This window comes from Hymenobacter tibetensis, from assembly GCF_022827545.1.
Taxonomy (GTDB): domain Bacteria; phylum Bacteroidota; class Bacteroidia; order Cytophagales; family Hymenobacteraceae; genus Hymenobacter; species Hymenobacter tibetensis.
The window spans coordinates 4,198,423-4,213,655 of record NZ_CP094669.1; the positions used below are offsets into that span (position 1 = coordinate 4,198,423).

General features: G+C 55.5%; 12 protein-coding genes. 10 read left to right on the plus strand and 2 right to left on the minus strand.

The window, feature by feature from the left end; all coding sequences use genetic code 11:
* Nucleotides 1–12 precede the first annotated feature (12 nt).
* Nucleotides 13–1,374, minus strand: coding sequence for a D-alanyl-D-alanine carboxypeptidase/D-alanyl-D-alanine-endopeptidase (locus MTX78_RS16840; RefSeq protein WP_243796692.1), 1,362 nt, complete (start codon nucleotides 1,372–1,374; stop codon nucleotides 13–15).
* Nucleotides 1,375–1,726: 352 nt separating this feature from the next.
* On the opposite strand from MTX78_RS16840, the gene MTX78_RS16845 reads away from it, so the two are divergent.
* The 4 genes from MTX78_RS16845 (at nucleotide 1,727) to MTX78_RS16860 (ending at nucleotide 7,831) form a co-directional block, all read left to right on the plus strand.
* Nucleotides 1,727–3,163, plus strand: coding sequence for a Gfo/Idh/MocA family protein (locus tag MTX78_RS16845; protein WP_243796693.1), 1,437 nt, complete (start codon nucleotides 1,727–1,729; stop codon nucleotides 3,161–3,163).
* Between the two features lie 282 nt (nucleotides 3,164–3,445).
* Nucleotides 3,446–5,089 (plus strand): CTP synthase, encoded by a 1,644-nt coding sequence (locus MTX78_RS16850; protein WP_243796695.1) that lies wholly within the window; start codon nucleotides 3,446–3,448, stop codon nucleotides 5,087–5,089.
* Between the two features lie 249 nt (nucleotides 5,090–5,338).
* Nucleotides 5,339–7,216, plus strand: a complete 1,878-nt coding sequence (gene yidC, locus MTX78_RS16855) for a membrane protein insertase YidC (RefSeq protein ID WP_243796701.1) — start codon at nucleotides 5,339–5,341, stop codon at nucleotides 7,214–7,216.
* 123 nt (nucleotides 7,217–7,339) lie between these two features.
* Nucleotides 7,340–7,831, plus strand: a complete 492-nt coding sequence (locus MTX78_RS16860) for a DUF6438 domain-containing protein (protein WP_243796703.1) — start codon at nucleotides 7,340–7,342, stop codon at nucleotides 7,829–7,831.
* A 9-nt stretch (nucleotides 7,832–7,840) separates the two neighbouring features.
* On the opposite strand, the gene MTX78_RS16865 is transcribed toward MTX78_RS16860, so the two are convergent.
* A complete protein-coding gene (locus MTX78_RS16865; RefSeq protein WP_243796704.1) occupies nucleotides 7,841–9,514 on the minus strand; it encodes an ABC transporter substrate-binding protein in 1,674 nt (557 codons plus the stop codon).
* 87 nt (nucleotides 9,515–9,601) lie between these two features.
* Between MTX78_RS16865 and MTX78_RS16870 the strand changes: the two genes are divergently transcribed.
* The 6 genes from MTX78_RS16870 (at nucleotide 9,602) to lepB (ending at nucleotide 15,193) form a co-directional block, all read left to right on the plus strand.
* Nucleotides 9,602–10,282 carry a metal-dependent hydrolase gene (locus MTX78_RS16870; protein ID WP_243796705.1) on the plus strand — a complete coding sequence of 227 codons (681 nt, stop codon included), beginning with the start codon at nucleotides 9,602–9,604 and terminating at the stop codon, nucleotides 10,280–10,282.
* Nucleotides 10,283–10,383: 101 nt separating this feature from the next.
* Entirely contained in the window at nucleotides 10,384–11,193 is an 810-nt protein-coding gene (locus MTX78_RS16875; RefSeq protein WP_243796706.1) for a ParA family protein, read from the plus strand.
* Between the two features lie 234 nt (nucleotides 11,194–11,427).
* Nucleotides 11,428–12,390 (plus strand): ParB/RepB/Spo0J family partition protein, encoded by a 963-nt coding sequence (locus MTX78_RS16880; RefSeq protein ID WP_243796710.1) that lies wholly within the window; start codon nucleotides 11,428–11,430, stop codon nucleotides 12,388–12,390.
* Nucleotides 12,391–12,404: 14 nt separating this feature from the next.
* Entirely contained in the window at nucleotides 12,405–13,058 is a 654-nt protein-coding gene (locus MTX78_RS16885; protein ID WP_243796712.1) for a DUF5683 domain-containing protein, read from the plus strand.
* A 102-nt stretch (nucleotides 13,059–13,160) separates the two neighbouring features.
* Complete coding sequence (dapB, locus tag MTX78_RS16890) at nucleotides 13,161–13,880, plus strand: 4-hydroxy-tetrahydrodipicolinate reductase (RefSeq protein ID WP_243796713.1); 720 nt, start codon at nucleotides 13,161–13,163, stop codon at nucleotides 13,878–13,880.
* Between the two features lie 134 nt (nucleotides 13,881–14,014).
* Nucleotides 14,015–15,193 (plus strand): signal peptidase I, encoded by a 1,179-nt coding sequence (lepB, locus tag MTX78_RS16895; RefSeq protein ID WP_243796715.1) that lies wholly within the window; start codon nucleotides 14,015–14,017, stop codon nucleotides 15,191–15,193.
* Nucleotides 15,194–15,233: the final 40 nt, after the last annotated feature.

The following is a 15,233-nucleotide window of genomic DNA, read 5'->3' on the forward strand; positions in this document are numbered from 1 at the left end:
ACTTGACAAATGCTATAGCCGCTCCCGCACCTGCGTCAGTACCCGCTCTATTTCCCTGCGCACCTCGGTGGTCGTTACCACGTGGTTGTTGTTCATAAAGCTGAAGGCCAGCAGCCGGCCCGAGCGAGTACGCAAGTACCCAACAAGATTGTGGTTGTTGGTAAGCGTGCCGGTCTTGCCCCACAGCCACGGCCCCCGCGAGTCGCGGTACACGCGGCGCAGGGTACCGTGGCCGCCACCGGCCGCTAGCAAACTGAGCAGGCGCTTTTCAGGCACTTCTTGATGCAGCTTCAGCAGGAGCGCCACCATGGTGCGCGGCGTGACAAGGTTAAGGCGCGAAAGGCCCGAGCCATCCACCCAATGGGGTGCATCAGGGAGATTGGCCAGAAACAACGTGCGCATGACGCGGATGGGCCGGATAGCGCTAAGCGAATCCTGCCCTAGGCGACTAGAGCACATGAGCAGCAGTTGCTCGGCCAGAAAATTGTCGCTTACCTGCAACATGCGGCGGTACAGAGAATCTACGGGCAAGCCATGCACTACCCGAACACTGTCTTGGGCTCGGAGGCGGAAGGCAACGGGCAATACGGGGCGGTGCAAGGTGTCTTGCAGCAGTTGCAGCAGCAAGGGCTGGCTAGTTCGGAACGGCGTTTCGTCCACCCAATTCTTGGTGATGGGAAAGAAGGCAAACCGGTTTTCCAATTCCGGCCGGCGCACATGGTCGTCAGCCGGATTAGGGGTACCAGGGGCTATAGGTTCGGTTAGGGCTCGGAAGAACCGCGGGTACACGCGCGGCCGTGGCTTACCGGCTGTAGCGTAGAAACGCACTGTGTGGCCATAGATTGGAAATGGACCTCTTTCGGGCTGGAAATAGTAGTTGTAGTCGTCCCAGGTCCAGCCGGGGCCGTAGGCGGTTACGCTGGGAATTTCCGCGTAGAACAGCTTTTCCGGGCGGGTGCGCAGAAAGTCCAGCGCCCGCCGGCTTGGTACGTCGCCGTGCAGCAGCGTGGGGTCACCGGTTCCCCAAAATATTAAAGAGTCGTGGCGTACAACGTAGTGTAAACTCGGCAACGAATCGGAGAGCATGTGCAGACCCGTGTACAAGCTAAACAGCTTCATCACGCTGGCCGGCGTGAAGTATTTGTTGGCGTTCAGTTCGTACACCTTGGTTCCGGTGGTGGCATCGGTGAGGCACACCCCCACGTTGTGCTGCCGCAGCACCGGTGACTCGTGCAGGAGTTGGTCTAGCCACGCCGGGTTGGCAGCAGGTGCGGGTACCGTGGTGGCTGGCGCCACCTGCGCGCACACGGGGAGCGTCAGCACCCAAAAAAAGCCGACAGCCAGTGCGCGGCAAACCAAATGAAAGAGCGGCATCAACGAGAAGGAACAAGCAAAAACTCTCGCAACATGGGCAAAAGCCTCGCACTTTTCAACTACCAACTGCTCTAGCTGCTACACTTGATGGAGGAGGCCCTTCTTTTCCGGAGAGCAGCACAGTCAAGCTTACATTCTAAGACAACGGGAGAGGCAACGCACGCTTTGCTGCACACCACATGCTGCTGGCACCTTGCTGAAGATTCATTTCAGCTAAGGCAAGCACAACACTACCACTTAGTGCGCTGTGATACAAGATAATGGCAATTCCGCGCGGATGCGTGCTGCGCCGCAACCTCACCACGAGCTAGGAGTATGGGAAAGGATATCGATCATCTAGTTTTTGCTTGTTATGTCCATCACCCACGACCTACTCAACACTGTGCTGCGCCATGCCAGCCAGGAAGTTTCGCGCAAAGAATTTTTAAGTCTGGCTGGCCGCGGGCTGGCTGTAGGGGTAGCAGCGAGTACCCTAGCCAGCTGTCAATCTGATGGGGCCGGCAAAGCCGTAGCGGGAGTTCCTACCACGGGCACGCCCGCGTCCGAAGTGGATGCCTCCACCATCTTCACGGCGCCCGACGGAAAAAAAGTGCCATCGTCGGAAGCAGTTTCGCCGCCCGCCAAGGTACCGGCCGGGCTGGATAAGCCCATTGAGTTGGAAGCTTGGAAATCCGACGTAGATCCAAAATCGGGCCCCACGCCCACGCCCCTCCCTCCCGACAAGCGCGTAGGCTACGCCCTGGTTGGCTTGGGGCACCTTACGCTGGAAGAACTGCTGCCCGCTTTCGGGGAGTGCAAAAAATCCAAGCCTGTTGCCTTGGTAAGCGGTTCGCCAGAGAAGCTGAAGAAGGTGGCGCAGCAATACGGCATCAAGCCCGAGAACTGCTACAGCTACGAAAACTACGACAAGCTCAAGGACAATCCGGAAGTGCAGGTTATCTACATCGTGCTGCCCAATTCCATGCACGCCGAGTATGTAGTACGTGGGGCCCAGGCCGGTAAGCACATCCTGTGCGAGAAGCCCATGGCCAATTCGGCCGCCGAATGCCAGGTGATGATTGACGCCTGCAAGAAAGCGGGCAAAAAATTGATGGTGGCGTACCGCATTCAGTACGAGCCCTACAACCGGCAAGTGCGCGACATGATCCGCAGCAACAAGTTCGGCAAGACCAAGTACATCCAAACCCAAAACAGCCAAAGCTCCGCCAACCCGGACCACTGGCGCCATAAGAAGGATTTAGCGGGCGGCGGTGCCCTACCCGATATTGGCCTGTACTGCCTGAACACCACCCGCTTCCTGCTGGGCACCGAGCCAACCGAAGTGTTTGCCTACTCACACAGCACGCCCGGCAACCCGCTGTTTAAGGAGGTAGAAGAGCATATGTCGTGGCAGATGCGCTTCCCCGACGGTATCATCGTGGACAGCATCACGCACTACAACACCCATGACTCGCGCTACTACCGCGTGAACAGCGAACGGGGCTGGATGCACCTCGATAATGCCTACGCCTATACCGGCCAGCGGCTACAAACCTCGCACGCCGAAGGAGAAGCCAAAATGCAGAATCAGATAACCATCCCGTCGAAAAACCAATTTGCCACGGAGATGGATCATTTCTCGACCTGCGTTTTGGAAGACAAAGCTCCGCATACGCCCGGTGAAGAAGGCCTGCAAGACCACCGCATCATGGAGGCCATCTACCAATCGGCCCGCGAGGGTAAGCCAGTAAAACTAACGCCCGTCCAGGGTACGGACGTGTTCCGCGGCCCGGAGCCGAAACTGGCGTAGCAAGGCTGAAGCCGCAAAAGCTAGGTAGGTATAGAACAGTTCATCAACAAGGCCGTCATGCTGGGCCTCCCAAAGCATGACGGCCTTTTTTCATCTGATGCTATTCTTGGCGAACAATGCACTTAGCCAGTTCTCTCCGCCTGAGAACTGGCTTTTCGCTTTAAGCATTCCGGCTAGAAGCGCGCAACTCAGTGGAATAGCAAAGCTGCGCAGTGCATTCTCGCGCGTAGCACAAAGTTTCGTGGGCTGCCCCGGATATATCCGCTAACTTTGTTTCCCGTTATGCCAGACCGAACCCCTACCCCCACGGCTGCAACGGCCAAGTACATTTTCGTCACCGGTGGAGTGACCTCCTCGCTAGGTAAAGGCATCATTTCCGCCTCCCTGGCCAAACTTCTGCAAGCGCGCGGCTTCCGCGTCACCATCCAGAAGTTCGACCCCTACATCAACATCGACCCGGGCACGCTCAACCCCTACGAGCACGGCGAATGTTATGTAACCGATGACGGGGCCGAAACCGACTTGGACCTCGGCCATTACGAGCGGTTCCTGAACGTACCGACCTCCCAGGCCAACAACGTCACGACGGGCCGTATCTACAACCACGTTATCAGCAAGGAGCGCGAAGGTGCCTACCTCGGCAAAACCGTGCAAGTAGTACCCCACATCACCGACGAAATCAAGCGGCGCATGCTGCTACTCGGCGAAGACGACCGGTTCGACGTGGTTATCACCGAAATCGGGGGCTGCATCGGCGACATCGAGAGCTTGCCGTTCGTAGAAGCGGTGCGCCAGTTGCGCTGGGAGTTGCCACCGAATGACTCCCTGGTTATTCACCTCACGCTGCTGCCTTACCTGAAGGCGGCCGGCGAATTGAAAACCAAGCCTACCCAACACTCCGTGCGCGACCTGCGCGAAGCTGGTCTGCAACCCGACATTCTCGTTTGCCGCTCCGAGCACCCAATTCCGGCGGAAATGCGCCGCAAGATTGCGCTGTTCTGCAACGTCAAAATCAACTCAGTTATCGAGAGCTTGGATGCCGACAGCATCTACTCGGTGCCGCTTTTGATGCTGAAAGAGCAACTCGACGAGCGGGTTATCAAGCGCCTCAAGCTGACTGGTGGCACGCAGCAGCCCGACTTGGAGCTATGGAAGGATTTTCTGGGCCGCCTAAAAAATCCCACCGAGGAAGTTACCATCGCGCTGGTAGGCAAGTACGTAGAGCTGCCCGATGCCTATAAATCCATCAACGAAGCCTTCGTGCATGCCGGCGCTCAGAATGAGTGCAAGGTAACGGTGCGCAGCATTCAATCCGACCATATCAACGAAGACAACATCGCGCAACTGTTGCACGGGGTGGATGGCGTGTTAGTAGCACCTGGTTTCGGAGAGCGGGGTTTTGAAGGCAAGATTCTGGCCGTGAAGTACGTGCGCGAAAACAACATTCCCTTCTTCGGTATCTGCTTGGGTATGCAGGTGGCCGTGGTGGAATTTGCGCGCAATGTGCTTGGCATGAAAGAAGCTTCCTCCACCGAAATGCACCCGCAAACTTCGGCGCCCGTCATTGCCATGATGGAGGAGCAGAAAAGCATAACTCAGAAAGGGGGCACCATGCGCCTTGGGGCCTACGACTGCGAGTTGCGCCGTGGCTCGAAAGCAGCTAAAGCCTACGGCCGCAACCACATCAGTGAGCGGCACCGCCACCGTTACGAGTTCAACAACGAGTTCCTCAAGCAATTCGAGGACGCGGGCATGGTGCCGTCGGGCGTCAACCCGGCCACCGGCTTGGTTGAAGTAGTGGAACTTCCAAACCATCCGTGGTTTGTGGCCGGGCAGTTTCACCCCGAGTTGAAGAGCACCGTCCAGAACCCCCACCCGCTCTTTGTACGCTTCGTGAAAGCGGCCATTCAACACCGGAAGGTATAAGTAAGCACCAGTTTCAGCACGTCAGGCGGAGCTTGTCGCGGCCCTTTGGTAGGGTAGTAACATTGGTTGTTACCTTATCAAGATGCAGCGGCAAGCTCCACCTGACGTGCTGTTTTGCTTTAATCTGCCTGACAAAAGCGCCGACTTACAAATATTCGCCTGACAAGTCCGACCTTTGCGGCAGCGTCGCCGGATTTTTGAAGGCAACGCAGACACCTTACACCTTCTAGTGCCCTCATTTTTACCTGAATGGACAAAAATTCAGCAACCGGCCTGTTTCTGATTGCGGCCTTGCTTCTCGTCTATCTGTACTTCTTTAAGCCCGAAGCGCCCAAAGAAACACCAGCCGACAAGCCAACTACTGCCGCTAGCGCAAAGCCGGGTACTACCTCTCCTGCCACTCCCGCTGCCCCTCTGGATTCGGCAGCTGCGGCCCGTACGATGGGCGCTTTTGCTGGCGCGGCTACGGGCACAGCGCAGCAGGTGCAGTTACAGAACGACAACCTCGTTATAACCTTTTCTTCGAAAGGCGGTCGTCCGGAAGCTGTACGTCTCAACAAGTACAAAACGTTTTTCGGCAAGCCGCTGGACCTGTTTGATGCCCAAAGCGCCCAGATAGACACTCGTTTCCGTACCATTGGTGGGCAGACTGTTCGGTTATCAGACCTATTCTTCCAGCCTAGCGCGCCACAACCCGTAACGGAAGGCGACAAGAAGGGCCAGCGCCTGAGCTTTGTTGCTGCCGTGGCTGGCGGCCAAATCGAGCAGGTGTACACCCTGTTCGACAACTCCTATGAAGTTGGGTACGACTTGCGTTTCACCGGCTTGCAGCAAGCCCTGTCGCAGGAGCCGCTTACGTTCACCTTCGTGGACCATGTGCGCCAGACCGAGCAGGACCTGAAGCAAAACCGCAACCACACCACCATCAACCACTACCTCGCCAACGACGACCATGGCTCACTGGCCGAGGCGTCGGAGAAACCTGAGGAAGTGAGTATTACGGAGCCCTTGAAATGGGCTGCCCACAAGCACGACTTCTTCGTGGCCGGTATCATTGCCAACAACCAGTTCCCAAACGGCAAGTTCGTTTCGACGGTTGACGTGGCTGACAGCACGTTCATTAAGACCTTGAGTTCGACGCTGAGCATTCCAGCTGCCGATGTGCAGCAAGGCAAAGCCAGCTTCCGCTATTTCTTTGGCCCGAATTCGTTCAGCATGCTGAAAGAAGTAGCCCCTGGCTTCGACCGGAACGTGTACTTAGGTTGGGGTGTGTTCCGGTGGGTGAATCAGTTCGTGATTCTGCCGGTGTTCCATTTCTTCGAGCAGTTCATTTCCAACTACGGCATCATCATCGCGCTGCTTGTAGTGTTGATTAAGCTCGTAACGTGGCCGCTGACCTACAAAACCTACGTGTCGCAGGCCCGCATGAAAGTGCTAAAGCCGGAAATCGACGCTATCAAGGAGAAGGCCGGCGACGACCAGATGAAGGCGCAGCAGGAAACGATGAAGCTCTACTCCACCTTCGGGGTGAGCCCGCTGAGCGGTTGCGTACCTACACTGCTCACCATCCCGATTCTGTTCGCCATGTTCCAGTTCTTTCCCAATGCCATTGAGCTGCGGCAAGAACCGTTCCTGTGGGCCAAGGACCTGAGTACCTACGATTCGCCGATTCTGCTGCCATTCGCAGTGCCGTTCCTAGGTAGCCACATCAGCTTGTTCACGGTGTTCATGACCCTCTCGACGCTGGTTATGACGTGGCAGAGCAACCAAATGAACCCCGCCGCCATGCAGGGCCCGATGAAGTTCTACAGCTACCTGATGCCGGTGGTGTTTATGTTCGTGCTAAATAGCTTCGCCGCTGGTTTAACGTGGTACTACCTCGTTTCCAACTTGGTAACGCTCGGCCAGCAAGCCCTCACCCGCCGCATGGTAGACGACACCAAGATTCGCGCGCAGCTCGAAGCCAACAAGATCAAAAACAAAGACAAAAAGCCCGGCGGTTTCTCGGCCCGCCTTCAAGATGCCATGCGCACCGCTCAGGAGCGCGACGCGCAGACCCGCAAAGGCGACGAAGGCACTTCGGCTTCGGTGGAGCCTAAGCCCAAAAAGCCAACGCGCCGCTCATAGTAGCCCCGTAGCTTTCCGCCTCCAAGCAAAAGCCCTTCCGTCAACTGACAGAAGGGCTTTTGCTTGGAGGCGGAAAGCGGCCTGCTTTTTGAAAATCACCCTCGGACCTCTTTCCTACATGCCATGCGCTTGCTTCTGCCCTCTCTCCTACTATCTATACTGCTTGCTAGTTGTACTTCGCAAGCTCCGAAAGCGCCCCAAACCACTACGGCAACCACTGAACAGTCTACCACTGCCGCCCCAGTTATCGTTTTTCGTAAGACGCCCTGCTTCGGCACGTGCCCGCACTACGAAGCCAGCATCTACGCCGACGGCCGGGTGGCCTACGAGGGTTTCAAGTATGCGCCTGTGGAAGGCAAGCGTGAGCTGAAAATGCCTATTTCCACCATTAACAGCATTCTGGCGGAGGCCAAGGCGGTAGGCTTTGCCGGACTACCCGATACCTACAGTGCTGGCGTTTCTGACCTGCCTTCTACCGTTCTTACCCTCCGCCCTGCTACTGGCCCCGCCAAAACCGTGACGGTAGAGGGAAACGCCCCCGTCGAGCTGCAGAACCTGCTGCAACACGTTCAGAAGCAAGTAGAGGAAAGCTTGGGAGCCTCGGCAGACCGATAGACTGCTGCACTAGTCTTTACGCACCCGCTCCAGCACCAGTTGGTTCATTGGGTTCGGGGTAAGGCCCTGCACATTGTTTTGCGTGAGGCGCACCACTTCGTCGTAGTAGACCGCAATAACTGGGCACTCTTCCACTACAATGCGGTCCATCTGGCGGTAGAGGTCGTAGCGCTTTTCCAGGTCCTGCTCTAGCTTGGCCTGCTCATATAGCCGGTCATAAGTGGGACTCTTGAAATGGGTTTTGTTGGGGCCGGCGGGCGCAAAGTTGGGGCTGTAGAAAAGAGCCAGGTAGTTTTCTGCGTCGGGATAGTCGCCGAGCCAGCTGCGGGTGAAGAAGGCGGCGCGGCCGTTATCGATCAGCTCCCCGTGGGCAGCCCCTTGGTTGACATCTATTTCCACCTGCACACCTACTTCTGCCCACTTTTTCTGGTAGTACTCGCAGTACTCCTTACTCTCGGCCACCGTACTCAGGCGCAAACGCAAGGGCTTGTTCGGGCCGTAGCCAGCTTCGCGTAGCAATTGCCGGGCTTTGTCGGGCTGATAGGTGTAGCCGGGCACAAGCGCTGCGCTAAATGAAGGCAAGGAAGCTGGCACAAAACCGGAATTCCCAGGCAAGCCAATGTTGTTGATGAAATACGCCAGAAATTCCGGCTTGTTGAGCGCATAATTAAGCGCCTGCCGTACCCGCTTGTCGCGCAGAGCACGGCCTGTTTCAGCGTTGTCGCCGCGCAGATTGGCGGGGTCCTGCTGCATGCCTATATATTCGGTATTCAGGTACGGGACTTTCTGCAACCGAAACTTGCCTTTGAAGTCTTCTCGCACCGAGCCATCCGGATACAGAATCAAGTCGCGCGAACCAGAACGAATACCGCTGATGAAGTCCAGTTTGCCTTGCTGGAAGGTGAGAAATTCGGTTTTACGGTCCTGGATGAAGCTGATCTGCACTGCATCAAGGTAGGGCAGCTGTTTACCTTGGTTGTCGCGCTTCCAATACGCAGGATTGCGGTGGTAAACAATGGCATTGCCCTCGTCCCATTCCTTGAATAAGAAGGGCCCGGTTCCCACTGGATGCTCTCGAAAGTCTTTCCCGTAACGCTGCACTGCCTCGCGCGGCACCACGTAGGCATACGGCATGGTCAGCATACCCAGGAAGGGAATAAACGGCTCTTTCAGATAGATGCGCAGGGTGGAATCATTAACGGCTACGAAGGCAGTATCAGCTGGTTCACCCGTTGCGTCTTCCACTACCTTGCCGCGGAATATCCAACCGCCAGGGCTGGCCGTAGCGCCATTCAGCAGCCGCTTGAAGCTGTACACAAAGTCTTGCGCCGTCACGCGGCGGCCTTTGCCATTCGGAAATACATCGGAGTTGTGAAAGTGCACATCAGGCCGTAGCGTGAAGGTGTAGCGCCGTCCGTCCGGGCTGATTTCGTAGCGCCGAGCTACTGAAGGGCCGGGCTTTAGGCTATCATCCAGTTCCACCAACCCATTATAAAGCTGGGTGGTAGCCCAGATATTGGCTTGATTGCGCGCAAAAGCAGGGTCGAGCGAGGAGAGTGACTCCGGCTGGTTGTAGCGGAATACGCGCCGAGCCTCAGTGGCTGGCGCGGGCCCCTCGCAGCCGGCCAGCACAGTCAGCAACAAGAAAGCAAAACAGGAAACCAGGCGCGAAATCGAAAGCATGAGAAAGGCGGAATCACGTATATTTGCAACAAAGGTACCCCGTCTGGCTATTGCCTTCCACCGCTGGCCGACCACTTTCTTCTCTATATGCAACTGACGTATTACGGCCATTCCTGCTTCCTCCTCGAAACCGGCAGCAGCAAAGTTCTTTTCGACCCTTTTATCAGTCCGAACCCGCTGGCCAAAGACGTAGATATCAATCAGATTGACGCTCAATTCATTTTGCTAAGCCATGGCCACGCCGACCACGTAGCCGATGTGGAAGCCATTGGCAAGCGCACTGAGGCCGAGGTAGTGGGCATGGCGGAAGTAGTAGGCTGGTTCGGTCAGAAAGGGCTGAAGGCCAACTATGCTATGAACATTGGCGGTACGGTTACGCTGCCTTTCGGAAAAGTGAAGATGGTAGCGGCGGCGCACTCCAGCTCTATGCCCGATGGCTCATATGGCGGTATTGCGGCTGGCTTCATCATTGAAGCCGAAGGCAAAACCTTCTACTACGCCGGCGACACAGCCCTCACCTACGACATGAAACTCATTGGCGAGCGGTACAAGTTGGATTTCGCGTTGCTACCTATCGGTGACAACTTCACGATGGGTATCGACGATGCCTTGGTAGCTGCCGACTGGACTGGTGCTAGCAAGATTATCGGTATGCACTACGACACCTTCCCGCCCATCGCCATCGACAAGGCAGAAGCCAAGCAAAAAACCACGCAGGCCGGCAAAGAATTGCTCCTCCTCGAAATTGGTGAAACCATTACTTTGTAAGTTTAGTGGTTAAATTGTTTACTGGTAAGATTGCTGTCGGGTATGCGCCAGTAAGCACCATTCAGCTGTTTAGCCATTTAGCCATTAAATAATACCCCCTCATGGGAAAAATCATTGCGGTAGCCAATCAGAAGGGCGGGGTGGGTAAAACGACCTCGGCTATCAACTTGGCGGCCAGTCTGGCGGCATTGGAGTACCGGACGCTCCTCGTGGACGCCGACCCGCAGGCCAATGCTACCTCTGGCGTAGGCTTCGACCCCAAGGACATCGAAAACAGCATCTACGAGTGCATGGTGGACGGCATCAACGCCCAAGACATTGTGCTGCAAACCAACGTGCTGCCTCACCTCGACCTCATGCCCTCCCACATCGACTTGGTAGGTGCCGAAGTGGAGATGATCAACCTGCCTAACCGGGAGGAGAAGATGAAGGACGCCCTGCGCCCATTAGCCGATCAGTACGACTTCATCATCATCGACTGCTCACCAAGCTTGGGCTTGATTACGGTTAACGCCCTCACGGCCGCCCATTCCGTCATCATTCCGGTGCAATGCGAGTACTTTGCTCTGGAAGGTCTGGGTAAGTTGCTGAACACGGTCAAGATCATCCAGAGTCGTCTCAACACCGAGTTGGAAATTGAGGGCATCCTGCTCACCATGTACGATGTCCGTCTTCGCTTAAGCAACCAGGTGGTAGAAGAAGTGAAGCTCCATTTCCAGCAGCTCGTGTTCGATACCATTATCCCCCGGAACGTGAAGCTGAGTGAGTCGCCTAGCTTTGGCATTCCCGTTATTCTGCACGATGCCGAAAGCAAAGGCAGCATCAGCTACCTTAATCTGGCGCGGGAAATTGTAGAGAAGAATGTAGAAGCGGCTGGCACTTCAGAGGCCGCCGAAGACGCAGCGGCGTAATGCTAGCTACAAATTTTATGAAAATGGCCAGCAGGATTCTGCTGGCCATTTCTATTTCCGGGCAGGCGGAGTTGTGTTAGCTTATACCGTGCGCAACTGTTGCTCTGGCTGGCTTGCCGGAGTGTTCCACGATTATTTACTGATCGTGGAACAAAATTTCCTAGCCTTCCCCAGCGTTTATGTATTTTTGAATCCCGCTTTTCCCGCGCCGTTGCGAGAAGGCTGATTGCAAGTATGTCAGACAAGCAAGAAGAGAAATCAATTCCCGCTGTGCCCTCGGCAGCAGCCAAGCGCAAAATCGGTGGCCTCGGCCGCGGACTGAATGCGCTAATTGAAGGAAGCTACGAGAAAAAGAGCGACCGGGTAGGCCTCGTGCCGCATCCGATGAACTCGGTAGGGCTGATTCCGGTGGGGCAAATCGAAGCCAACCCGTATCAGCCGCGCACGCACTTCGACCAGGATGCACTGCATGAACTGGCCGAAAGCATCAAGATGCAAGGCATTATTCAGCCCGTAACGGTACGGCAGACGGGCACCAATGCCTATCAGCTTATTAGCGGCGAACGGCGTCTGCAAGCTTCCAAGATTGCGGGCCTGGATACTATTCCGGCTTACATCCGAAAGGCCGATGACCAGCAGATGCTGGAGATGGCTCTTATCGAAAACATCCAGCGTGAGAACCTCAACGCCATTGAAATTGCGTTGAGCTACCAGCGGCTTGTGAGCGAGTGCAACCTGAAGCAGGAAGAGCTAGGCGACCGGGTAGGCAAAAACCGCTCTACGGTAACCAACTACCTCCGTCTACTCAAGCTTCCACCCGATATCCAGATCGGCTTGCGCGATACGGCCATCAGCATGGGCCACGCGCGCGCCCTCATCAACATCGAGAGCCCAGAGCAGCAACTAGCCCTTTTCCACCGCATTCTGGCCGAAGAACTATCGGTACGGCGGGTGGAGCAGCTAGTACGTGCGGGCCTCAGCCCGACGGAAAAGAGCAGCACCGCCGCCAAGCCTGCGCAAGATGTAGCCGGACAAGTACCCGTGGCTGAGTTGCGCCGCACTGAGCGCCATCTAACCGAGCGTTTCGGGAGCCGTGTCATGGTGAAGCCAGGTCCGCAGGGACGCGGCGAAATCAAAATTGCGTTCGATTCCGTGGAAGACATGCAGCGTATTCTGCACATTCTGCAACCAGCCTGATTTGCTTTTCTAGCATGAATCCTCGCTCCAGCTTTCTAAACGCGGCAGCCGCTGTGTTGCTAACAGTACCGCTGGCGCACCAAGCCACTGCTCAGGTTAGCCCACCTACCCAAACAACTACTGTTACGGCAGGCCCTGACTCAGTGCAGGTAAGCACCCCCGTGGTACCCGACTCAGTGCGGCGCACGGCTCGGCTGTTTGGCTTGAAAATGACCAAACCCAGCAAAGCTGGACTGCTGTCGGCATTATTACCTAGCGCTGGCCAGATCTACAACCGTAGGTGGTGGAAATTGCCACTTGTGTACGGCGCTGTGGGCGGAACACTATATGGAGAGTTGTTCTACTTGAGGTATTACCGAGCCTATGTCAAGGCCGATGATATTCGCAGTGATGGTGATCCGCTCACGGTGGATGAAGGAGAACTCACGAAAGACCGTCGGGATTCTGAAATTGCGAGAGGCATCGAATTTTACCGCCGTCAGCGGGATGTGTTTATAGCATACGTTGGAGTGGCCTATGCCATCCAAATTCTCGACGCCGTAGTAGATGCTCACCTGCGCGACTTTGATATCAGCGACGACTTGAGTTTGCAACTGGACCCCACTGTTATGCGGATGCCTACAGTTGCGGCCGCGCCGGGCATCGGTATCACGCTTACCTTTAAATGATTTCAGGTAGTTGATTGCTGATTGTACTCCCTGGCCTTACGCCAGCCGGATGCCAGTAATAGCTAACAGAAATCAACAACTTAAAAACCAGAAAACTAAGAGATGAAGCTTCTGCTGATTGGCTACGGTAAAATGGGCCGCGCTATTGAGGCTCGTGCCATAGCCCGAGGCCACCAGATTGCCGGTATCATTGATCCAACGCACCCCGAAGCCAGCATTGCGGACTTCGATACGTCAACTGCTGATGCAGCCATTGAGTTTACGCATCCTGATGCAGCCTTCGCCAATGTGCAAGCCTGCTTGCGCCAGGGGCTACCCGTAGTATGCGGCTCTACAGGCTGGCTGCACCATTTTCAGGAAGCGGTGAAGCTATGCCAAGAGAACGATGGCTCGTTGTTCTACGCTTCCAACTACAGCGTAGGCGTCAACCTGTTCTTTCACTTCAACGAGTACATAGCCACCAAAATGCACCAATTTGGGGGCTATGATGTGCAGGTTCGTGAAATTCATCATACCCAGAAAGTAGACCAGCCTAGCGGTACCGCTCTTACGGCCGCCGAAGCCATTCTGCGGCATTTTCCCACCAAAACTATCTGGCGCAACGAGCCGGCCCAGGCTGCCAATGAGCTATCAGTATTAAGTGAGCGCAGCGGTGCAGTAGTAGGCACGCATATCGTCACGTATACCTCGGAGGCCGATACGCTGGAACTGAAACACGAGGCTCACTCGCGCGACGGATTTGTGGATGGCGCCCTGTTGGCAGCCGAGTGGCTGCCGGGCCACCAGGGGGTGTTTGGCATGAAGGACTTGCTTAAACTGTAGAAAAGGCAACCAAAGCGTTGGATTCTCGCTTAGGGATATAGAAGACGCCTGTTAGCTTTCTCAAGATCTTATCTTTACTGTTTCAGCACCAAGCATATAGCTCGTGCTACATTTTTTGATTTCGCCCTCCTGCTATGGCCGTACAACAGTCCTGGGAAGAACGCATGAAAGCGGCTTCCACGCCTAAACCTATCGAAAGAAAGAAAAGCTTCTTCCGAGAATGGGGCGACGCTATCCTGTTTGCAGTGGTGGCCGCCACCCTTATTCGTTGGGCTACTTTCGAGGCATATACCATTCCAACCCCCTCGATGGAGGACTCGTTGCTGGTAGGCGACTATTTGTTTGTCAGCAAGCTTCACTACGGGCCGCGTACGCCCCAAACGCCGCTGCAAATTCCGCTTACGCACCAAACGCTCTGGGGCACGGGGCTTAAGAGCTACTCCGACGCCATTCAGCTACCAAGCTACCGTTTGCCGGGCTTCTCGGAGGTTAAGAGCGGTGATGTGGTGGTATTCAACGTGCCTTTCGAGAGCCAGCACCCTGCCGACTTGCGCACCAACTATATCAAGCGCTGTGTGGCTGTAGCGGGCGACGTGCTGGAAATCAAGGATACGCAGGTGTTCGTGAATGGCAAGCCTATGTCGAATCCGCCACAAAGCCAGAACCGCTATTTTCTGCAGGTACCGCAGCCCAACGACGACCTTTACAAGGCGTTCCAAGATCAGCACGTTACCAACTTCAATCGGCCCGATGGCAAACCTGAGCCGCTCTACGGTATGCAGGAGCCTACGTTCATGATTGACGCGACGCCTGCCACTGCCGACTACTTCCGGAAGCAGCCTTACGTGAAAGCAGTGGTGCAAGACAAAGCCACACCCGGCCAAGCCGAGCCCGACGTTTTTCCAAACAACCCGGACTATCCGCAAAGCACGCCACTGCCCATCAACAACTGGAACAAAGACAACTTCGGTCCGCTCCAGCTACCCAAAAAAGGCCAGACGGTACAGCTGACTCCCCAAAACACGCCTATCTATCAGAAGATCATTATGCGCTACGAGCAGAATGAAGGCGTGACCATATTGGACGGCGTACTAACTCAAAACGGCCAGCCGCTGAAAAGCTACACGTTCAAGCAGAACTATTACTTTATGATGGGCGACAATCGGCACGATTCGCTCGATTCCCGCTATTGGGGTTTCGTTCCAGAAGACCACATTGTGGGGAAGGCCGTGTTGATCTGGATGTCAGTGGACCCTTACGCTGATTTCTTCCACAAAATTCGTTGGAGCCGTTTGTTCAATACAATTCATTAGCACTTGGCTTGTAGAATATACTGAGCATCTGCATTCTAAT

Coding starts and splice junctions, on each gene's coding strand:
- MTX78_RS16840 (WP_243796692.1), bottom strand. CDS start 1,374: ATGCCGCTCTTTCATTTGGTTTGCCGCGCACTGGCTGTCGGCTTTTTT.
- MTX78_RS16845 (WP_243796693.1), top strand. CDS start 1,727: ATGTCCATCACCCACGACCTACTCAACACTGTGCTGCGCCATGCCAGC.
- MTX78_RS16850 (WP_243796695.1), top strand. CDS start 3,446: ATGCCAGACCGAACCCCTACCCCCACGGCTGCAACGGCCAAGTACATT.
- yidC (WP_243796701.1), top strand. CDS start 5,339: ATGGACAAAAATTCAGCAACCGGCCTGTTTCTGATTGCGGCCTTGCTT.
- MTX78_RS16860 (WP_243796703.1), top strand. CDS start 7,340: ATGCGCTTGCTTCTGCCCTCTCTCCTACTATCTATACTGCTTGCTAGT.
- MTX78_RS16865 (WP_243796704.1), bottom strand. CDS start 9,514: ATGCTTTCGATTTCGCGCCTGGTTTCCTGTTTTGCTTTCTTGTTGCTG.
- MTX78_RS16870 (WP_243796705.1), top strand. CDS start 9,602: ATGCAACTGACGTATTACGGCCATTCCTGCTTCCTCCTCGAAACCGGC.
- MTX78_RS16875 (WP_243796706.1), top strand. CDS start 10,384: ATGGGAAAAATCATTGCGGTAGCCAATCAGAAGGGCGGGGTGGGTAAA.
- MTX78_RS16880 (WP_243796710.1), top strand. CDS start 11,428: ATGTCAGACAAGCAAGAAGAGAAATCAATTCCCGCTGTGCCCTCGGCA.
- MTX78_RS16885 (WP_243796712.1), top strand. CDS start 12,405: ATGAATCCTCGCTCCAGCTTTCTAAACGCGGCAGCCGCTGTGTTGCTA.
- dapB (WP_243796713.1), top strand. CDS start 13,161: ATGAAGCTTCTGCTGATTGGCTACGGTAAAATGGGCCGCGCTATTGAG.
- lepB (WP_243796715.1), top strand. CDS start 14,015: ATGGCCGTACAACAGTCCTGGGAAGAACGCATGAAAGCGGCTTCCACG.